This is a genomic window from Mesorhizobium sp. M0816, assembly GCF_040320005.1.
Taxonomy (GTDB): domain Bacteria; phylum Pseudomonadota; class Alphaproteobacteria; order Rhizobiales; family Rhizobiaceae; genus Mesorhizobium.
Window position 1 is genome coordinate 14,591 of the sequence record NZ_JAMYOT010000041.1, and the last position, 19,412, is coordinate 34,002.

At 58.8% G+C, this 19,412-nt stretch carries 16 protein-coding genes and 3 pseudogenes; 9 read left to right on the plus strand and 10 right to left on the minus strand.

The genetic code is table 11. The features are described from left to right. The first annotated feature begins 52 nt into the window (after positions 1–52). Positions 53–415, plus strand: a complete 363-nt coding sequence (locus NKI17_RS33065) for a hypothetical protein (RefSeq protein ID WP_352907484.1) — start codon at positions 53–55, stop codon at positions 413–415. A gap of 195 nt (positions 416–610) precedes the next feature. Next, a pseudogene (locus NKI17_RS33070) lies at positions 611–1,979 on the plus strand (IS701 family transposase). On the opposite strand, the pseudogene NKI17_RS33075 reads toward NKI17_RS33070, so the two are convergent. Both NKI17_RS33075 and NKI17_RS33080 read right to left on the minus strand, forming a co-directional pair. Continuing rightward, a pseudogene (locus NKI17_RS33075) lies at positions 1,978–2,210 on the minus strand (transposase); the annotation flags it as partial. The pseudogenes NKI17_RS33070 and NKI17_RS33075 overlap by 2 nt on opposite strands. Positions 2,211–2,243: 33 nt before the next feature. Next, a pseudogene (locus NKI17_RS33080) lies at positions 2,244–2,472 on the minus strand (aminoglycoside adenylyltransferase domain-containing protein); the annotation flags it as partial. A gap of 1,072 nt (positions 2,473–3,544) precedes the next feature. Between NKI17_RS33080 and dgt the strand changes: the two are divergent. Further along, complete coding sequence (dgt, locus tag NKI17_RS33085) at positions 3,545–4,969, plus strand: dGTP triphosphohydrolase (protein ID WP_352624851.1); 1,425 nt, start codon at positions 3,545–3,547, stop codon at positions 4,967–4,969. Further along, on the plus strand, positions 4,966–5,802 hold the full coding sequence (locus NKI17_RS33090; RefSeq protein ID WP_352624853.1) for a hypothetical protein: 837 nt from the start codon (positions 4,966–4,968) through the stop codon (positions 5,800–5,802). The genes dgt and NKI17_RS33090 overlap by 4 nt, the downstream gene beginning before the upstream one ends. A gap of 185 nt (positions 5,803–5,987) precedes the next feature. Here NKI17_RS33090 and NKI17_RS33095 read toward each other — a convergent pair whose 3' ends face one another. From NKI17_RS33095 to NKI17_RS33110, 4 genes are read right to left on the minus strand one after another with little or no spacing between them, the layout of a single operon-like run. Next, on the minus strand, positions 5,988–6,602 hold the full coding sequence (locus tag NKI17_RS33095) for a PIN domain-containing protein (RefSeq protein WP_352624854.1): 615 nt from the start codon (positions 6,600–6,602) through the stop codon (positions 5,988–5,990). Continuing rightward, entirely contained in the window at positions 6,577–7,761 is a 1,185-nt protein-coding gene (locus NKI17_RS33100; RefSeq protein ID WP_352624856.1) for a helix-turn-helix domain-containing protein, read from the minus strand. The genes NKI17_RS33095 and NKI17_RS33100 overlap by 26 nt, the downstream gene beginning before the upstream one ends. A 5-nt stretch (positions 7,762–7,766) precedes the next feature. Then, on the minus strand, positions 7,767–9,143 hold the full coding sequence (locus tag NKI17_RS33105; RefSeq protein ID WP_352624858.1) for a 7-cyano-7-deazaguanine synthase: 1,377 nt from the start codon (positions 9,141–9,143) through the stop codon (positions 7,767–7,769). Beyond that, a complete protein-coding gene (locus tag NKI17_RS33110; RefSeq protein ID WP_352624859.1) occupies positions 9,140–9,721 on the minus strand; it encodes a hypothetical protein in 582 nt (193 codons plus the stop codon). Before NKI17_RS33110 ends, NKI17_RS33105 begins: the two co-directional genes overlap by 4 nt. A 562-nt stretch (positions 9,722–10,283) precedes the next feature. On the opposite strand from NKI17_RS33110, the gene NKI17_RS33115 reads away from it, so the two are divergent. Further along, positions 10,284–11,000 carry an antitoxin Xre/MbcA/ParS-like domain-containing protein gene (locus NKI17_RS33115; protein ID WP_352624861.1) on the plus strand — a complete coding sequence of 239 codons (717 nt, stop codon included), beginning with the start codon at positions 10,284–10,286 and terminating at the stop codon, positions 10,998–11,000. 2 nt (positions 11,001–11,002) lie between these two features. After that, positions 11,003–11,587, plus strand: coding sequence for an RES family NAD+ phosphorylase (locus tag NKI17_RS33120; RefSeq protein WP_352624862.1), 585 nt, complete (start codon positions 11,003–11,005; stop codon positions 11,585–11,587). 341 nt (positions 11,588–11,928) lie between these two features. On the opposite strand, the gene NKI17_RS33125 is transcribed toward NKI17_RS33120, so the two are convergent. Continuing rightward, on the minus strand, positions 11,929–12,399 hold the full coding sequence (locus tag NKI17_RS33125; RefSeq protein ID WP_352907485.1) for a hypothetical protein: 471 nt from the start codon (positions 12,397–12,399) through the stop codon (positions 11,929–11,931). 267 nt (positions 12,400–12,666) lie between these two features. On the opposite strand from NKI17_RS33125, the gene NKI17_RS33130 reads away from it, so the two are divergent. From NKI17_RS33130 to NKI17_RS33140, 3 genes are all read left to right on the plus strand, one after another. After that, the gene (locus NKI17_RS33130) at positions 12,667–13,662 is read left to right on the plus strand and encodes a 3'-5' exonuclease (protein WP_352624865.1); all 996 of its coding nucleotides are present in this window, start codon (positions 12,667–12,669) and stop codon (positions 13,660–13,662) included. Positions 13,663–13,771: 109 nt separating this feature from the next. Then, entirely contained in the window at positions 13,772–15,112 is a 1,341-nt protein-coding gene (locus tag NKI17_RS33135) for an SIR2 family protein (protein WP_352624867.1), read from the plus strand. Further along, on the plus strand, positions 15,109–17,115 hold the full coding sequence (locus NKI17_RS33140) for an ATP-binding protein (protein ID WP_352624868.1): 2,007 nt from the start codon (positions 15,109–15,111) through the stop codon (positions 17,113–17,115). Before NKI17_RS33135 ends, NKI17_RS33140 begins: the two co-directional genes overlap by 4 nt. 25 nt (positions 17,116–17,140) lie before the next feature. On the opposite strand, the gene NKI17_RS33145 is transcribed toward NKI17_RS33140, so the two are convergent. The 3 genes from NKI17_RS33145 to NKI17_RS33155 are packed head-to-tail and all read right to left on the minus strand — an operon-like array spanning position 17,141 to position 19,389. Next, positions 17,141–17,632, minus strand: coding sequence for a hypothetical protein (locus NKI17_RS33145; RefSeq protein ID WP_352624870.1), 492 nt, complete (start codon positions 17,630–17,632; stop codon positions 17,141–17,143). A 24-nt stretch (positions 17,633–17,656) separates the two neighbouring features. Continuing rightward, positions 17,657–18,364, minus strand: a complete 708-nt coding sequence (gene scpB, locus NKI17_RS33150) for an SMC-Scp complex subunit ScpB (RefSeq protein ID WP_352624871.1) — start codon at positions 18,362–18,364, stop codon at positions 17,657–17,659. A 5-nt stretch (positions 18,365–18,369) separates the two neighbouring features. After that, positions 18,370–19,389 carry a DUF1403 family protein gene (locus NKI17_RS33155; protein ID WP_352624877.1) on the minus strand — a complete coding sequence of 340 codons (1,020 nt, stop codon included), beginning with the start codon at positions 19,387–19,389 and terminating at the stop codon, positions 18,370–18,372. Between the last annotated feature and the right edge of the window lie 23 nt (positions 19,390–19,412).

Consider the following 19,412-nt stretch of genomic DNA (forward strand, 5'->3'; position numbering starts at 1 on the left):
CTGTACTTCTATCCAAAGGCGATGGGGGAAAGCGCTATGGGCAGGCGGAAGAATGATCGCGGTTTTGGCCGCGGCTCTGGTGATTGCCGGTTGCCAGAACAGCGGGTACTTGCTGAAAACATACAGCGCTTCTGTCGCGCGCAAGCACGTCGTCCAGACCGCTGGCGGTTCATTCTGGGTCTTCGATCGTCCGGACCTTGGCAAGATCATGACGACACCGTCGCCAGGCACTATTGCCGCTCCGGCGATCATCAGTGGCGCAACAGTCGGGCTCGTGAAGCTCGATCCGGTGGTTGCTGCGCACCAAGCCTTCGCCCTGCAGTACCTCGCTCAAACTGGCCGGACCTGCGAGATAAAAACCAGCGTCGAGATTTGGCGCCCGCAGTTTGAACACACCTACGTTTGCTCAAACTGAGGGTCGGGAGTCGCGAGCGCAAGAGCGAATCGTTGCTGCGTTGCGCATCGCCCTCTAGGCCGCCGGCGTCGAGTTCATCCCGGAGAACGGCGGCGGCGCCGGCGTGAGGCTCCGCAAACCTTAGCTTAGGTTAGCACTACTTTGGCAGATTTTTAGCTCCGGGAGCGTTTCGAGGATTCCCAAGAGCCGTTTTGCGTGATTCATGAGAGGTCGGCTTTTGGAGGGGCCGGCCATGAACAGGGATTGGCAACTCGATCTGGAGCGGTGGCTTGAGCCGTTCGTCTCGGCGTTGAGGCACAAGACGCGTGCGCGGATGTGTCCGGCCTATATTGCTGGGCTGATTGGCCTTGGGGATCGCAAGAGCGTCCAACCGATGGCGGCGCGCGACGCAGGCGTCAACTATGACCAGCTGCACCACTTCATCGCGAGCGGCGTGTGGGATGCTGCGCCGCTGGAGAAGGTGCTGCTCGCGGAGGCCGACAAACAAGTTGGCGGGAACGATGCGTGGCTGATCGTGGACGACACCGCGCTCCCCAAGAAGGGGCGCCACTCGGTCGGCGTCGCGCCGCAATATGCCTCGGCGCTTGGCAAGAACGCCAACTGCCAGACGCTGGTGTCGCTGACGCTGGCCTCTGGCGAAGTGCCGGTCATGGTGGGGCTGCGATTGTTTCTGCCCGAGAGCTGGACTTCCGATCCCGCCCGGCTCGACCGTGCCGGTGTGCCCGAGGACCATCGTGCCTACAGGACCAAGCCCGAAATCGCGCTGGCCGAGATCGACCGGGCTCGCGCAGCCGGCTTACGCTTTGGCTGCGTGCTCGCCGATGCCGGATATGGCTTGAGCGCCCCCTTCCGGCAGGCGCTCACCGAGCGCGGCCTTACCTGGGCCGTCGGTATCCCGTTCAAGCAGAAGGTCTATGCCGCCGACGTGGCGATGATCTTCCCCGTTGCCGGACACGGCCGCCCGCGCCGCCGGCATATCCCCGATGTGAAGTCGATGACCGCGCAGGCGATGCTGGAAAAAGCCCAATGGCGGACGGTCAGTTGGCGACGTGGCACCAAAGGCCGCCTCTCGGCCCGCTTCGCCGCTGTCCGTGTCCGGGTTGCAGATGGCCCACCCCAGCGCATCCGCGACATGGGCGCTCAGCATCTGCCTGGCGAGGAGGTCTGGGTGATCGGCGAGCACCGCTCGACCGGCGAGCGCAAATACTACCTCTCCAACTTGCCCGCCGACACCTCGCTCAAGCAGATCGCAGGCGCCATCAAGGCGCGCTGGGTCTGCGAACAGGCGCATCAGCAGCTCAAGGAGGAACTTGGCCTCGACCACTTCGAGGGGCGCTCATGGACGGGCCTGCACCGGCACGCGCTGATGACGATGATCGCCTACGCCTTCCTGCAATCTCGCCGCCTCAAACAAGCGGGAGGGGGAAAAAAGAATCCTCGGCCCGCCGCCCCAACGTCAGGCAAGCCATCCTCACCGCGCTCGCGCAGCCGCCCCCAATCCGTTGTCCCCACTGCTGCAGAACCCTCTCCGCTAAAAATCTGCCAAAGTAGTGTTAGGCCGTAGACTCATTACTGCGCAGCCACACACCTGCTTTTCGCCATCGGACGAAGCGGTTGCAACAGGTGGTGCGCGGGCAATAGCGCTGAGGCAGTTCGCGCCATGGCGCACCGGAGCGCAGCACCCAGAAGATACCGTTCAGCACGCGGCGATCATCAACACACGGCACACCTCTTGGCTTGTTGGGTAGCAGCGGCTCGATCACCATTCAAGGTCTGTCAGACCATATCGGCTCATGGTGAGCCCTGAATCAGAATCCGGCGCGATGTGGAGTGTCAGTAGGACGTTTCGTTCGTCACCTCTCACCTTATCGAGCAGTGAAGGAAATGCATCGCACATTGCGCGGCGAACGTGCTCCGCAGGGATTTCCGGCAGAAGCTCTTGGTTGCGGTCGGGCCGAGCAAGGGGCGAGCTTCTTGCCGGGCCTGCGCCAACACCAGAGTGAGTTCGGGGCGGAGACAAGCTGTAGAACCTCGCCTGGTTCGAATGCTTCCCGTAACGACACGAAAACTCATTCCCGACCGCCTGTGCCGATGATCTCCGGGGATACGCCACGACGCCTGCTTGATTTATGCGGGAGTCTCCCGACTACGTTGCTGGATGGGTAGCACGCCACAACTTGAGACGGTTTTGATCGAGATGATTGTCCAAGCTGCAGATTTTCCGGCGGCCAGCTTCGATTCCGTAGCAGGCGACTGCGCCGATAAATCTGGAGGCCGAATACTCTTCAATGTTCGCGTTGACAGCTATGTGGATGTTCAGCGAGTTGCGCCCTCGCGAGCAAATCTGACGAGGGAATGACTCCTTTGCTTCTGCTGTTGGATCGTACGGGGACGTCGATCAAGATCCATGAGGTGCGGGTTGAGGACTACCCGTTGGTAGTTCTCCATCGCCGATTGGGCCAATCAGCCCCTTCACTCGCAAGCCATTACCAGCGTCAATGTCGAGGTTACCCTGCTCCTGGACTCTGTCGCATCGGAAGCACGGCCGGATTAGCTGAATTGCGGACTCAGCCGATGTTAGCGGGGCCTACGCGTTATGAACGGGCCCGCACTCCTCCTGCTGCTTTGTGCATTCCACACTGCCTTTTATGCGACTTTCTAAGCAGATAACGCGAACATCGAGCCCGAAAGCACCGTCTTTGCTCTCTGCCCCATAAGTCATTCGCGCCGAAGGATCGCGATCAGTATTGCGGCACTGTCGGGCCATGTGTGGAAGGTCGGCGTTCGGCTCAGCAGCAAGAAGCCGCCATTCGTCTGACGACCCTATCGGAGTCATCACCCATTTGCGATTCCCGAAACCAGACTTTCGATGCCAGAACATGAGCGGCCACATCGCGGAGGAAGTCGATTAATGGGCTAGGCGCGGCGGGTACCGTTGACCCTACGATTATTCTGATTTAGAACAGATAGAGAACATCACTGATAGGACTTGATGCGCCAATTGGGTGGAGAGCCAATGATGGTTTGTGCTTGATCATTGTTAGCGTGGTTTTTCCAGCAACAAGGTTCTGCCAATTGACGAATCGTAGCACCGAGCCGATACCGGAGCGAAGATAGGGGCGACGGACATTGGCTGACCTAAATTGGGAAAAGTTACTCAATGCGCAACGGCGCAAGGATAAGGCCAAGGGCAAGGCCGCCGAGCGCTCCGCCAAAACCGCCGAACACCGGACCGAGCTGGAGCGCGATCATGACCGCATTCTGTTCTCGACACCTGTTCGACGTATGCAGGACAAAACGCAGGTTTTTCCACTGGACCCCCATGACAGCGTGCGGACGCGCCTGACCCATAGCCATGAAGTAGCTAACATGGCACGCAGCTTCGGTACCGCGCTGGTCCACGTCTATCCCGACAAGTTGAATTTGCCCGAAGCCGTAAATGCCGGGCGTAACGTCCCTGCCCTGCTAGAAGCGATCGGGCTGGCCCACGACCTGGGCAATCCGCCCTTTGGTCACCAAGGTGAGGATGCGATCCAATCTTGGATGAAGTCCAAGGGACCAGAGATCTTTGAAGGTCTGGATGGTGCCGCATTGCGCGAAGATTTCCTTCGTTTCGAAGGAAACGCTCAAGCATTCAGGCTGCTGACCCGGCTGCAAATCGTCAACGATGACTTCGGACTCAACATGAGCTACGCGTTCCTCGCAGCTCTAATGAAATACCCCAGTCCTTCAGATAAGGTGAACAAGTCGGTGCTGGCTCGCAAGAAGTTCAACTTCTTCCAGTCAGAAGCCAACATCGCTAAGGAAGTCTGGGCTGAAACCGGGCTTGCTGAAGGTATTCGGCACCCGCTTACCTTCGTCATGGAAGCCTGTGACGACATCGCCTACTCCGTCGTCGATGTTGAAGATGCCGCGAAGAAGGGGCTCGTCAATTTCGACCGTCTCGTCGGCTACCTGATGCACAAGGCAGAGGAGGACGAGTCCGTTCTCAAGGTAGTCGAGAAGGCCAAGGAGCAGCACCAAGAATTCCGTGAGAAATCCCTGTCGGCGGCAGAGCTTGACGACATCACAATGCAGATGTTTCGGGTCAACGCGATTGGTGTGATGATCGTCGCGGCGACAGATGCGTTCGTGACAAACCTGGACGCCATTATGGCCGGCACGTTCGACAAGGAACTGATGGCAGTGTCCAAAGCGGCACGCCTATGGCGTTTGCTCAAGGAATTCGCCGGCAAGCACATCTACCCGCACCGCCAGGTGCTTGAGGTTGAACTGACGGGCCATCAGACGATTCACGGACTCATGGACATCTTCTGGGCAGCCATCACCAACCGGAAAGATCCGCTGGATATCGCCTCGAAGCGAACATCGCCCCTTCACAGCTATGTCTATTCCCGAATTTCGGAGAATTACCGCCGCGTCGCTGAGGCTTCGGACAACCGCATGCCTATCCGCTATCGTGAACTGCAACTGATGACGGACATGGTGTCGGGCATGACGGACGGCTTCGCGATCTCGCTGCTGAAAGACCTGCGGGCACGGGGCGCGGCATGACCACATCCCAGCATATGCTGGACCACGGTCTCAGCTCGGACATTGCCGATTTCATCCGAGGGCCGCAAGGGCACGATATCGGCGATCTTATCGACCGTCTGAGTCCGGTCGGGGATTGTGCGATCTTCGGCGGCCTGCCACGCGATTTCGCCCGCGACGGCCGCAATTCCTTCAGGTCGGATGTCGATGTCGTGGTTGACGCCGTCCCTGGAGCATTGGAGGCGCTGCTCGGGCAATTGGGCGGTGAGCGTAACCGGTTTGGCGGGTATCGCTTGAAGTACGGCCGCTTCGACTTTGACGTCTGGGCCTTGCAGACGACGTGGGCGGCCAGCAATGACTACGTCGCGGTCCACTCGCTGACTGACCTAGTCAAAACCACGTTCTTCGATTGTGATGCAGTCCTGTTCCACTGCCGCACGCTGGAGATCACCCGGTCCGAGCGGTTCTGGGCGAGCATCGAGCATGGCATCGTCGATATCAATCTCGAGGCCAACCCCCACTACATCGGCACGCTCGCGCGCACCTTGCGCATCCTGTTCGATTGGCGGCAGCAGCTCACGCCGCGGCTTGCCAACTATCTGGCAGAGGGTATCGCGCGTAGCCGCAACGAGATTCTGGACTACGCCACGCGTAATGCCGCCGGTCTTGGCCTAGCGTCTGGAACGGACCTCGATGCGGCGATTTCGGCGCTCTACGAGCACGGTGTCGGAAAGACCCTCCTCGAGTGCAAGTCGGTATCGACCGCGCGTCTACCGACCCCGGGCGTTGGCGGGCCACCCCGAGGGTCCGCTTTGCAGGCGAGGACGGCCGGCTTGCGAGATTCCAGATACTAACCCTTGAAATTGGTTTTGAAAGAAGTCGAACCACAACCCTGCAGTCACAGCCTCAGCTTTGGGCCGAAGAGCTTGAAGATTCGGCGTTTTCTCCGCGATGGTCGAAGACGATCTCTTACTTCACTTCGCGATGCCCAACCGTCTGTCTGAGACCGCAAAGAGAGCAAACGGAAGCTGGGAAGCGATCAGGCCGGTGCTCGGCGCAGTGCCGCTGGCAAGCTCCGGCACTCGACAATCTGGTCACCAAGAAGGTCGGCAATCCAACCATGGTGTCGCTCCGGGATTGCCATCCGTGCATCCTTCAGGCCGCTTATCACGGCCTTTGCGAGACGTTCGTTTCCGAGCGCTAAAAGGACGCGATCAAGTCGCAAAAGGTCCACCGTGGCGAGCAGCTGGAGAGTTGGAAAGCGATGAGTGGCGATGCTAATTGCTTTGCGTTCATCAATGATTGCCAATCCCTGAGACGATACAGCGAGGGCCAATGTCGCCGCCTCACCATCATCCAGAGTCGTCTCCGCGGCGCCACTGACCAGGCTTTCAAATATCGCCCCGCTCTTTTCGTCAAACTCAGCAAACTGCAGCAATTCATCCTGTACCAGCTGTTGAGCGAGGTCGGCGTCATTGCGCCCGCTAACCCGATCATGGATGAGCTCATCTCTCACGACGGTACTTGCACTCAGCGTGACATTCAGTGACCGAATGATCTCATGCGCAGCGCCAGTGGCATTGAGATTAATAATGACGCTGGTGTCAGCAACTAGTTTCGGTGGAAGATCACCGGAGAATTGAGGTCGCCGCATTGGCCCCACTTTCCTCGGCATCAATATCACTTAGCAAAACGCGCACCTGGATCCGGTCGATATGAAGGAGCCTTGCAATTTGCCCCTCACTAAGGAGCCCCCGCTTTGCCGCCTCATATGCCATCAGGCCCATCTTCAGCGACACTGGTCTGGCCGCGTCGTCTTTCAGGCTATCACTCCTCGAAACGTCACCTAACACTTGCTGCGCTTGCTCATCCGTAATGTTTCCGTTCTGAACGAACCAATCCCAAGTTCCTCTTTTCGTAAGCTGGAGCTCTTCAAGGCGCCGGACAAGCGCTTCGCGCGAAACATGGAAATAGTGGGCAAGAACGATCACGTGCCGGCGAGTGAGGCTCGTAGCACCCGCCGTAACTTCAGCAAATTTCTGCCGAACAGCCTGCGCCGGCGTCAAGAAGCTCCTTGCGAAGGCATTGGCATATTTTTCCTCGCGCGAACTCTCCAGTTCATCGATCTCATAGACCTCTGCGTCTCCGCGCGTAGCTACTAAATGACCAAGCTCATGCGCGGCCGTTTGAGTGCGCCGATCGATTGGATGGTTCGCATTTAAAAGTATGCAGGCACCCACCTTTTCATCATAGGCGAACAAGCCTGAGATTTTCGCCGCTAGGCGTCGAGCGTGAACACGGACACCCATCTGCAGCTCGAGCAGAGTGACTATATCTGCGATCGGCGCAAGCCCAAGACCGAGCCAATGGCGAAGTTCCAAAGCGTGTTGTTCTGCCTGTTGGCGAACGTCGCCAACAAGGATGCGTCTTTCAGGCGGCAGGTTGCGCGCATATTCGACACCGAGCAGAGCCTCAAGCTCAACCTCAGCCCTTACGAGTTGCGCCAAAAGGTCGGCGGCTTTCGCAACCGATGGCTCTTCGTTTTCGGTCAGCTTCCTAAATCTCGGCGTTAGCTCGACGTGGACCGCTTCCTTGCGGAGCAACGCGTTGGTGTTCGTGTCTAGGAACCCTGCCAGCCTCTGCAACTCCCCAATCTTTGCGCGCCGCGTACCCTTTTCCATCGCAACTAAGGTAGTGCGTGCCACACCGATTGCCTCGGCAGCCTCCGCCTGGGTTTTGCCCGCACTTTCACGCGCGATGCGAATTCTCTCGCCTACTTCCACTAGTGAGAGCTGATTATTGGCCTCACTCATCGCTGTCAGGCCAGCCACTGAGCGACAAACGATTTGGGTCCGAGATCTTTCATAAATGCCTTCCATTCAAGTTCATGCCGTTCAAGCAGGCCCAAGAGCTCGCCTTCCGCATCCGCATGCGACATGTCCAATACTTCGGACAATTGCCACGCGTGACGGCTCATGCGTTTCCGATGGGCGGGTGAAGAGCCCAAATCAGCCAAATGATCAAGGTGCAGTGCGCCGGCGATGGCATACTGTTCCATCGCCCCTGTTATTTTGTTGAAATCCCTGGCAGCTCCCCGAGCAAACTTGGGAACTGACAAGTCCTCCCAGATGTAATTCTCTTTCGGCTCGTCAACACCGGCCGCATGAAAGCTGAGCCTGCGAAGCATACAGGCAGCGCAGATGCCGCAGTGGCGCCACTTGTGATCTACGGAGGAATTACGGTTTTGCTGCCAGCACGATCGCGTCTCGATCCACTCTTTCGGCTCGATGGGAAGAGCCGCGAACTCGCGAAGCGTCTCGCCCTTCGTTTTCCACAAGTGCGGAAGCCGATAGGCGACATCGTAGTCAAAAAGCGCAGCGAACAAACGCTCCATCTTGGTGAGAAAGCGTGGGTGGTTTCTGTAGTCCTCGTAGCCATGACTGGTTTGTACCAGCGAAGGCCCGAGCGCGCCCTGACCGCTTTCCGGCATGACTATGTCATGAGTTCCGAGCAGATAGGCTGCGATCGCGCTCAAAAGAGTGAATTTGAAGCCGCGGCTCCGAGCGGAGGACTCGTTGAAGCCGTCCGGTCCAGGTTTGACCCTGAAGGGAATGTTCAGGAATGGAAGCTTTCGAGCGTCGCGACGGGGGCGATCATCTTTTTTCGAGCCCACCCTGATACGGATCAACCGATCCGGGCGCCCTCCTGCCGAAAGCAAAGCGCTCACCGCCCGCGAATCCAAACCATCGCTGAACGGCGTCACTATGCGCGTGGCATCACCAAATTCCAGACGGCTCTGCTGACCGACCTCTTCCTCGGGCGCCCGCTGGCGCTGGTAGAAAGAGAGGCTCCACTCATCGCCAGTTAGAAATTTCAAAACGGAAACGAGCGCCGCGATGACCTCGGGTTCTTGCCAGCGAGCCAAATCATGGACAGGGACAGCTAACTCGAACTTCCGCATCCAGCCCCATGCCGAGCGCTTGCACGTCTTGTCGCAATATTCAACTGCAGCGCTCAGGACCAAGGTGTCGAAGATACGAGTGTCCCAATTCTTCGTACGGTAGTCGTCCAAATCCTTCATGTTGAAAATGATGGATTTGCCAATCTCGACCGGTTGCCAACTTTCCTTGGTTTTCCCGCCGGCCTCAATAACGGCAACCTTGAGTGCGGGGCATTCCCCATGAAGAACCTTCATAGGGAAACCCCATCGTCAAGACCGTTGCGCGCCGCGGGAGTTCTCGTGATGGCGACCGTGCTGTCACCGAAAAGCGAACGAGCGATACGGGTGAACGAGCCGTTCTCGTTCATTCTAGCGCTGACTTCGCCCATGCGATTGCGGATGGTGCGGCTTGCACCTGGCCCGCGCTCGACGAGGTAGTGCTCCTCAGTAGTTCGCGCGTTCGCATGCAGACGCTCGCTCAAGGCCGTGACAATCCCGTCCTGGACCGCATCACGTCCTTGCAAGCCTTGCTGGACGGCCATTTGGGTGCACTCGATCGCGTTTGCGGCCAGTGGATGCACCGCCGGATCATCGCGCAGCTCTTGCAGCTGCCGCTGCAATTCATCCGGCCGCGTGCTGAAAAGATCGCCACCGTCAACAATGTCAATCAGCTGCCTGATCACACCGCGCACTTCCATATTGGCGTCCTGAACCAGCGCGGATTCGGTCGCTTCGCAGACCTCGGAGATAGAAAATGCCGGCTTGTACGCCCATTCAGCGACACGCCGATATTTAGGACGCAATGGCAGGCTTTTATGCGGACCGTCACTCATTGGAATCTCCCCAATGTCAGATATGTTGATATTTTTTTCTGACATTGTCAATGCGGCGACCGTTTAATCAGGATGACCGCTAGAGGTGGATTTCTCACGACACCCGCGCCACACATCACAGGGGTAAGCTGGCAGTCTCTCTGGAGGCTCGCCATCACCGATCCGATCGCCCGCAACGAAAAGCAACTCGGCGCTATCGTGTGCCGCGCCCGCAAGCAGACCAGCCTCACACAGGGCGCGCTGGGCAGCAAAATTCATCTGCGCCAGGGCGCCGCATCCCGGCTCGAAGCCGCGGAGCCCGCGCTCCAGCTGCGCACGCTGATGGCGCACTTTGCGTTCTTGGCCTTGAACTCGGCGCGCGGCCGCGCAGCTAGGGCAGTGAAAGCGACATCGAGGACCTTTTCTGATGTCTCGGCCCCCGCCATAAACAAGATAGCGCTCATCCCTCATTTCGCGAATTCCGAGCGACGTCGTTGCGACAGCCAAAGACAAGTCGCCTCCATACGATCTGGACAATTCGGACGATCCGGACTATGTATGTGTGACAGAAATGGAGGCCGCCATGGTCGCAACAGTTCGAAAATCTGGAACAGGCGTGCACGTTAATGTGAGCAGCGCGGCCGTCGCCGACATTCTTGAAGTGTTGGCACGGCACAACCCAGGAATCTCCCGATCGGCACTAAAGGGCAAGAGCAAAATGGTAGCTGCGGTCACTGCGGCAGCTGTCCGGCTTTCGGAGGAGAACCAGCGTCAGATTCTGGTCCATGAAAATGATCTTGCCCAGGCAATGGAGACGGTGGTCGCGGATCTCGCTGGTCGAGGCGACAGCAGGCTGATCAAGCTCGACGTCGAAAGGCCTGTTGAGGTCAGTCACGGCGCGGGACTCGGCGACGTAGTAGATCTCGAGGAAGGTCGGCGACGGGTCGCGGAATATGCAACAGCGGTTCGCCTCGAAGACTGGGCCGGGCCGGTTGCAGGGCCGAGCGATATTGAGAAGGCCTTTGGAACAAGAAGATCCACACTCCATGATTGGCAAAAACGGGGAGCCGTCATCGGCTTGCTGAAGGGTGAACGAAAGCATGTCTTTCCCTTGGCACAGTTTGTGGACGGCCGGCCGGTCAAGGGGATGTCTGAAGTCACCAGGATCATCCGTAATTCTCGCGCGGCCTGGCAATGGCTGATTCAGCCGAAGCCCAGCATCGGGGGCGCTCCCCTCGACCTCCTCAAGGCTGGACAGGTAAGCGAGGTTGTTGCGGCCGCCGAACGTGACTTCAGCTGATCGTGAAGCTTGATCCCAAGACAGTCGCAGACCTCGCTTTCGGATTTCAGCCGCGTTCATACCTCCGCGTGATGCGCGCCGCGCATATGGCGACGCCGCTGGGGACGGGATTTGGACACACACGCTTCTCAAGTCCGGATAAGACGTTTCAACTCGTCTACATCGCGCGCGACCTTGCAACCGCAATTGCCGAGACCATCGTCCGGGACAGGTTCGAGGGGAGGATGAAGCGTGTCCTTGATCAAAGCGAGATCGAAGAGTGGGCTGTGGCGGAGATAACTGCGACTTCTCCCCTCGTGGTGCTCGACCTGCGGACCACGGGTCTCCTCAGGTTGGGGGTCAGCACCGACGCCGCTCGAGCCAAGAAGCACCGAGCGGGGCGACAACTCAGCGCAGCGGTTCATGGCGCCTTTGCGATCGACGGCCTGCTTTATGCATCCCGTCTCACATCCGCCGAGTGCGTGGCCGTTTACGATAGAGCCATTGAGGGAAAGCTGGACGCGACGCCAGCAATAAATCTAGTGCAGCACCCAGATCTGATAGGAGCCCTGCAGTCTATTGGTGTCTCCCTTCGGGGAGGTGCCTGACCATGGCCGGGAACGTTACGTCGGTGAATTTCTCGGGACGTTTCAAGAAGCTGAACGGAACCGTCGCACTGACCGCGACACGTGCGGACATTATCCGGTCATTGCTGACCGTGGGGGATCCGAGCCGAAAGGCGGCCGTGCGCGTCGTGGGTAGGTGGAGGCGACTGGCTATCTCGACAATGCGCTAAACACGACGCTTTACTTCCGCAAATCTCGAGCAGTCGGAGAAGGTCGGTGTTTCCTTCCTGCTCGGCGAGGCATTCACCCACTGGTACGCGCAGGACAGGATGAAGATTGAATATCTCGTCCATGTGGGTGGGCTGTCGAATTGCTCGTGGACTTCACCGGCCACTCCGCTTGCCCCGAAGACGGGCGCGTCCCCGCCAGCCGCAAAGAGTCGTCCCGATTTCATCGGCATACGCCGCACGGAGAGTCATGTCTTCGAAAGCAAGGGCCGGATTCGGCGGCCGGCGGTAAGTGCTGTGAGCAAGGCGCTCGGGCAAGTGTCCGCCCTTCATTCGGTCAATGGCAAGGCGCCAAAGACCGGGTGTGCAAAGTTTCTTCATGCTCAGGAGCGCCGGCACCGAGGGGTTCGTGTCCGGCCCTCCCGGTGATGGAAAAGGCGGCGCTGTCAACTTCGACGTGCTGATGCGCTCGCCAAGGCATACTCCTTCTTCCTGGACGAACCTACGACGGATCTGCCGGCAGAAGTTGTTGACGGATATGTTGGTCGCGAAATTGAAGACGGTGTCTACTTCGGCCTTGACCAGAAAGTCTTTGCTGCCATCCTGGAACGCCCCGACAGTGAGCAAGAACGACGCCGTCGGACAGCTGAGATATTCGAAATTATAGCTGGCAGGTCGCAATCATATGAGGGTCGGAAAGAGCGGAACGTTTCGCCTGGTCCGGACGGAACCATACTCATCGACCGTCGATCACACCCCCGCAGCAGACAGCGGATAATTGCAAAATAGCGATTGCAAGGCTGGGCCCGAGTCGCCTTAATTGCATGGAGAACGGTCAACGATGCCATCTTACCCTGTCGGAATTGGTTGTTACTCTCCTGGCCGGACAATTTGATGAACGCGCTTTCTGGACAGTTCGATCTGTTCGACCTTGATCCCGGCTATAGGGAAACACCGCGACGCGTTGTTCCGGCTCGGCCTGCGCGGAAACAGCCTAATGTTGCACCGGAGACTGAGGATGGTCTGGTGCAGCTCCTAGAAGACACCGGGCGATTCAAGGTTTTGCGAAGGCTGGTGCCCCGTCCGATCATCGATCGCGCCAGCAGCAGATTTCCGAGGCTTGCTGTCCTGGTCGATGTCGAGACGACCGGTCTCAATCATGCCCGCGACGAGGTGATTGAAATCGGCGCGGTTGCTTTCACCTATGACGATGCAGGGATGATCGGTCACGTCGTCGGGGTATTCAGCGCACTACGTCAGCCGTCGGGTCCGATACCGGTAGAGATCACGCGCCTCACCGGTATCACCGACGAGATGGTAGCTGGACAGACGGTGGATCTCGGCGCACTCGACGCACTTATTGAGCCTTCCGATCTCATCATTGCTCACAATGCCGGTTTCGACAGGCCGTTTTGCGAGCGTCTATCGCCATCGTTCATCCCGAAACCATGGGCCTGCTCGGTGACGGAAATCCGCTGGGCGGATCACGGGTTTGAGGGCAACAAACTTGGTTATCTCGTCGGGCAATCAGGCCTGTTCCATGACGGACATCGCGCGACCGATGATTGCCATGCCCTCCTCGAAATTCTTGCAAGACCGATCGCCGGCAGCGACGCAACGCCATTCGCCGAGCTCTACGCTGCAAGCCAACGACTCCGCGTCCGCGTGTGGGCTGAGAACAGCCCCTTCGAGATGAAGGATCATCTGAAGGCGCGTGGATATCGATGGTCGGATGGCAGCGACGGTCGACCAAAGGCCTGGTGGGCCGAAATCGCTGAGGAGAATCTCGACGACGAACTTCGGTTTCTGCGCGGGGACATCTATCGTTGGCCCGAAGCGGAGCCGCTCATGCAACGGCTTTCAGCAGCGGATCGCTTCAAAGCAGCGTAGTTTGCAGGTGCTGACCTCCCGGTCGTTACAAATCATCTTTGCTTTAATTTGAACGGTGGGCCACTACTGCGGCATATTCTTGGTGCTCGCATATGGGGGAAGAAGGGGGATGGCTGACGAGGATGTGGCGCCGCGGCGCCAATTCCAGATTGTCCGCAACGGCGATTCGACACCGGCCAACATAGATTGGTCCCAAGGAGTCGAGACAGTTCAAAAAGGCATCGCCGATGCCCTGAACGCGCGCAACGTGGCGTTCCTGTTGGGCGCTGGCTGCTCCTCGTTGCGTGTCGACGGAGAGGAGCGAGGCATCTCAACCATGCAGCCCCTCGCTGAGATATTTTGCAACACTACCACCCAAGCGTTGGCAGCCGCACAGCAGGCTGCGGAAGACGAGGATCTATTGGGCGAAGGCAGCGCCGACGTTCCCCCTGTAGAGCCGCCTGACTGGCTTCTAACCAAAGAAGAAGTAGCCATTCTCCAAGAGGCGGGCGTCGAACTCGAAGATGAGTACGCGCGCAACCTTGAGCGCCTGATGGAGGTATTGCACAGTCTTCGTTTCGTCTCCCAACGCAGTGCGAAATCATCCCATTGGGCGCGAGCCAAAGAGCTGACGGAGGTAATCAACAAGGTCCAGGCATTCCTCTGGGAGCGGTGCACTGACGGTGCTTTCGCGAAGGGGGATACAGCTGTCCGCGACCTCTATGAGAAGTTCTACCGAAAATTAGTGTTGCGCGACCGAAGCCTACCCCGGCCATGGGTGTTCACCACGAATTATGATCTGTTCAATGAAACTGCGATGGACCGCCTCGGCATTCCTTATGCCAACGGTTTCTCCGGCATCATAGAGCGGCGTTTCAATCCCTCCACATTTCGCTACGCCTTGGCTGAGCAGCTCGATCTTTCAAACCGCAAATGGTCGGCAGTCGATGCGTTTGTCTACCTGTGCAAGTTACACGGATCGATCAGCTGGACCGAAGACGATCACGGCCTGTTCCCAATCCGTGAGAAGTGGCCGGCCGACGGCAGCGCCAAGATGATGATCTTTCCCACGCCGGCAAAGCAGAACTCGAGTCTAGGGTCACCGTATGCCGACCTCTTTCGCGAATTCCAGTCGCGCATCGTCCGCGAGCAAAGCGTGCTTGTGACTTCGGGCTACGGGTTCGGGGATGAGCACCTGAACAACATCATTTACCAGGCGCTGACCATACCGACCTTTCGGTTGATTATCTTTGCGTCACCGGACGCACCCGGAGAGATTGCCAAACTGCGCGCCCTTGGTGATCCGCGGATCTGGATAATCGGTGGCGATGGTCCCGAGCCGGGTACAAGGGCACATTATTTCGACACGATGGTCGATCGGTTCATGCCTCAGCGGCCAAGCGAGCGTATCGACGACGCCGTTCGCAAAGTGATGAAGGAATTGGCTCCGGACAAGGACGATACCGAATGAGTCACGACGATCGCAAACGCGCCGTCGGCAAGGTCACATCAGTGGCAGCAGACAGGTTTGTGGTCGAGATGCACGCGGGAACCGACAACTTCACGGTCGTGGGCTTTGACGACGTGCATTACGTCGCACGTTTGGGCTCGTTCCTGATGATACCGACTCACGCGGAATATGTTGTCGCTGAAGTTGTGGGGCTGCGCGAACGTGATGTTGCTGCATCCTCGAGAGGCGACCTCGACAGGGCCGGATCGGCGAAATTCCTCGACGTGGTGCCCGTAGGTATGCTGCCTGCTTCAGGGGACGGAAAGTTCCGGTTCGGTGTGTCGGTTTTCCCTTCGCTCTATGCCGACGCATTGTATGCTCTCGATAGCGAACTCGACAGGATATTTGAGACGAAAACCGAGGCTGAGGCCGGTATCGGGCCTGACGGGCAAAACTGTGTGCCGGCGAACGCCACCCGCTTTCGTGTTTTAAGCATCGGTCAGTCCGTCGTGTTCGAGGACTATGCGGTGAAGGTCCGCCTCGACGATTTCTTCGGTGGCCACGTTGCAGTGCTTGGCAACACGGGAAGCGGAAAGTCGTGCACAGTCGCTTCGATTCTACAGGAGCTTTTTGAAAAACCGGACGAACATCATGCCCGAGGTGCCACGTTTGTGGTGTTCGACGTCAACGGCGAGTATCGGCAGGCGCTCGAACCACTGGCAAAGTCGGGCGGTATTGGGGTCGACCGAGTTATACTCGATGGAACAGCAACTGGTTTCCGCTTGCCCCATTGGTTTCTGGACCTCTCAGAATGGGAACTTCTGCTCCAGGCGAGCGAACGCACGCAGGTCCCGATACTGCGTATGGCGCTTGGCCTTTCAACGATGTTCTCAGAAGCTGGTGCGGACGATCTCGGCGGCGTGAAGAACCACATCCTCGCCAAGTGCATCACGCAGATCATGCGCGACGATTCCAGCAGCCCGTCCAAGCATGACCGGATAGTTGGCATCCTCCAGCGATTCAACACTGGTAAAATCAATCTGCAATCCATCCAACCTTTTATTACAATTAGCTACGGTCAGCTGGCTGATGCCCAAGGTTTGGACGATTTTCTCGTCGGCGAGAATGCCTTTGTTATCGACGAGTTGAAGCTGCCGGATTACGAAAACATCCCTTTCGATTTCCGCTCACTAGGAGAGGCAATGGATCTCGCCATCCTTTACGAGGAGGCACACGGCAACCGCCAGATTCGTGACTACTGCTCGCAGATGGTCACCCGCCTCAAATCACTTGAGGAGCGTCGGGAGTATGAATTTCTGCGCCACTCACTGCCAGTCGGGGGGCAAGCCGGTGAAGGTCAGAATGAATTCCTCGCCCGAATCCTCGGGCTGACCGCGAAGGGCAGTGGCCTGACTAAGACCAATCAGATCGTGATCGTTGATATGAACGCCGTATCGGATGACGTCGTCGAGCTTTTTTGCTCGGTTCTGGCACGCATGACGTTTAGGCTGCTGCGGCAAGCCGATCCGCGCAACCGCTTCCCAGTTCACTTGCTGCTTGAAGAGGCTCATCGCTATATTGCCTCCACACCCTCCCGTTATGCGTTGGACGCAGCGAAGGTTTTTGAACGGATAGCCAAGGAGGGTCGGAAGTACGGTATGTTCCTGATGGTAGCATCACAGAGGCCAAGCGAGCTTTCAAAAACCGTGTTGTCTCAGTGCTCCAACTTTGTCGTTCACCGCATTCAGAACCCAGACGACCTGTCGCAAATCCGTCAGATGACTCCATTTATCTCCGACGCCGTTCTCAAACGATTGCCATCCCTCCCCAAGCAGCACGCGTTGGTGTTCGGAACATCCGTGAATTTGCCGACGACGTTCCGCGTCAGGGACGCATCTCCCCGGCCATCCAGCGACGACACCAAAATAGTTGATCTCTGGTTCCATGAGGAAGGTCGCCCAGCGAACATCCGACTCGCCCTGCTGGTACCCGATCCGGATGACATATTCTCAGATCTAGTGTGACACTAGCCGCAAATACTGAGGAGCTCTATGTCTTTGGCCAGCCTTTCATTTTCAAGAAGATCATCCCATCGAATGCGCCGAGTTTTGCCGCGGCTTCGGTAGCGTAGCGCTTTCGAGACTCCACGGATCGGCCGGATGAGCGCTCCAAGATCCGGCCGCCCCAACTGTCCGATCCTTTTCGGTATATCGAAATGTTCAGCCCGTCGGTATTCAGATAGCTGTTGCCAGCGTGCGAGACGCGCCACTTACGCTGGAGCCAATTGCGTCGGCGTTGTGCAGCACTGCGGAGCGCACGTTCGCGCATTCGCGGCGCCTCGTAGTCCTGCTCCATCTTCTCCGCACAGACACACCCCACGCCGAGCATTTCGGCATGGTCAGGATGAGTCATGTAATGGACGTATCTGATCTCTTGGGTTTCGCACATTTCGCAGATCTCAGACGGTTCATCGAGATCCTCCACATTGACGCAGGTCCAGCCCTTATGCGGAATTCCCGATCGCGACCATTTCCCAGTCATCGATCCCCTCCCCCTCCGACGAACCTATTCCTCTATCTCGACGCCGACGTCCTGCTGGCTGCCGGGAAAGTCGGGCACAATGTCGCCCGCCAATAGCTTCTCCTTCGACAGCAGCCCGGCGTCCTCAAGCGCCTCGAAATCCGGCAGGTCGCGCAGCGTGTCGAGACCGAACTCCAGCAGGAATTCTTTGGTCGTGACGTAGGTGTAGGGCGCGCCGGGCGTCGGGCTGCGCGGACCGGACGCAATCAGCTTCGCGCCGCGCAGATGACCGATGAGATCGCGGCTGATCTCCTTGCCGAAGAAGGAAGAAAGCTCGGCGCGGGTGATCGGCTGGAAGTACGCCACACACATCAGCACCAGCACTTCAGATTGTGTCAGATCCACGGCTCGCTCGTTTCCGCCGACCGCGGCACGGATGGCATCGGCATAGGCCGGCCGCGTCAGATGCTTCCAGCCGCCGGCGACGGCGACGAGGTCATAGGGCCGACCGCGCAGTTCTTCGCGGATGTCGTCGATGAGGAGATCAATGCTGCAGCTTTTGCCGACGATGCGGGCGAGCGTTTCGCGGTTGACCGGCTCGCTGGCCGCAAAAATCGTTGCCTCGACACGGCGCATCCATTCGCGCCAGCGCGCCTCCGGCGGCAGGTGATCCAGCTCCCGGTCAAACGGCTGGTCAGCCGATCGACGGTTATCTGACGGGCTCCCCCCTCGCCTGCGCACTGCCTCCACCATGGTCGTCAGAGCCCGTAGATGCGGAACGCGGTGCGGCCGGACATCTCGCGGACGGCGCCGAACTCGACCAGCCGGTCGAACAGGCGGCGCAGCCCACGGTCGCTCATGCCTGCGATCTTTTCGGATGCCACGATCGCATCGTCGGACAGGAGCTTGTCGACAACAGCGTCCGCTGCTTTGGCTCTAAGCTTCGGCGTGACGGCAAGCAGCCGGTCCGCGCGTCGCCCGAGTTCGGCGTGAAGATCAATTGCGCGCAACGCAGCGCGTGCCTGCGCGGCAAGCAGGCCTTTCGCACGCTCGGGATGTGTCTCAATGCTTGTCGCGACAGAGCCAGCTGCCGATCGACGCGGGCGGGCGCTTGTGCCCAAGGCCGCATCGGCGCCCAGCAGCGGCACCGCATGCGCCCAACCCAGCCGTTGCGCCAGCAGGGCATCGGCGAGCCAGGCTCCGAGGACGCGGCCGAAGCCGTGTCGTTCGGCGGCCATGAAGGCACCGTTCAGGATCCCGACCACATCGGTGCCGGAGCCGAGTTGCCGTGGCGCGGTCGACAGATCGCTAACGGCCTCGTCGTCACGGGCGTGACCGAGATCTTCCAGCACCGCAGCGAGGTTTTTCGCCGTCAGCAATTCCTCAGCCGGCCGGGTCGCCAGCCGACGCCAGGCGAGGAGCAAAAGACCGGCGGGCCCGACATTGTCGCCCGGCCGCGTGAGCAGCACGGCATCGCGCAGCGAGCTTTCATCCTCGACGCGGCCGGCCTGCTTCGCCGTTGCCGCAGCCGCCGAAAGCGCCAGCCGCTGCCGCCAGGCGCCGGCCCATCGCTCCTGCCGGCGGACCACCGCGTCAAGCGCGCCGATGGCAGCGCCCGCTGTGAGCGCGACGTCCTCAATGTCTTTGCTCGCAAGGCTTTGCGCATCCGGGATGGCGCGGCGCAGCCAGGCCGGCACCGTTGCCATCGGCGCGTCGTTCGAAGGGGCACCGCCAAGCGTGGCGTAGTGGCGCGGAGAGGGTTTGGGACGCAGAATCATCGCAAACACGATGAATCATGGCG

Bases quoted from the DNA above. Each gene is read 5' to 3' on its own strand.
- NKI17_RS33065 (WP_352907484.1), top strand. From the start codon at position 53: ATGATCGCGGTTTTGGCCGCGGCTCTGGTGATTGCCGGTTGCCAGAAC.
- NKI17_RS33090 (WP_352624853.1), top strand. From the start codon at position 4,966: ATGACCACATCCCAGCATATGCTGGACCACGGTCTCAGCTCGGACATT.
- NKI17_RS33095 (WP_352624854.1), bottom strand. From the start codon at position 6,602: ATGCGGCGACCTCAATTCTCCGGTGATCTTCCACCGAAACTAGTTGCT.
- NKI17_RS33100 (WP_352624856.1), bottom strand. From the start codon at position 7,761: ATGAGTGAGGCCAATAATCAGCTCTCACTAGTGGAAGTAGGCGAGAGA.
- NKI17_RS33105 (WP_352624858.1), bottom strand. From the start codon at position 9,143: ATGAAGGTTCTTCATGGGGAATGCCCCGCACTCAAGGTTGCCGTTATT.
- NKI17_RS33110 (WP_352624859.1), bottom strand. From the start codon at position 9,721: ATGAGTGACGGTCCGCATAAAAGCCTGCCATTGCGTCCTAAATATCGG.
- NKI17_RS33115 (WP_352624861.1), top strand. From the start codon at position 10,284: ATGGTCGCAACAGTTCGAAAATCTGGAACAGGCGTGCACGTTAATGTG.
- NKI17_RS33130 (WP_352624865.1), top strand. From the start codon at position 12,667: ATGAACGCGCTTTCTGGACAGTTCGATCTGTTCGACCTTGATCCCGGC.
- NKI17_RS33135 (WP_352624867.1), top strand. From the start codon at position 13,772: ATGGCTGACGAGGATGTGGCGCCGCGGCGCCAATTCCAGATTGTCCGC.
- NKI17_RS33140 (WP_352624868.1), top strand. From the start codon at position 15,109: ATGAGTCACGACGATCGCAAACGCGCCGTCGGCAAGGTCACATCAGTG.
- NKI17_RS33145 (WP_352624870.1), bottom strand. From the start codon at position 17,632: ATGACTGGGAAATGGTCGCGATCGGGAATTCCGCATAAGGGCTGGACC.
- scpB (WP_352624871.1), bottom strand. From the start codon at position 18,364: ATGGTGGAGGCAGTGCGCAGGCGAGGGGGGAGCCCGTCAGATAACCGT.
- NKI17_RS33155 (WP_352624877.1), bottom strand. From the start codon at position 19,389: ATGATTCTGCGTCCCAAACCCTCTCCGCGCCACTACGCCACGCTTGGC.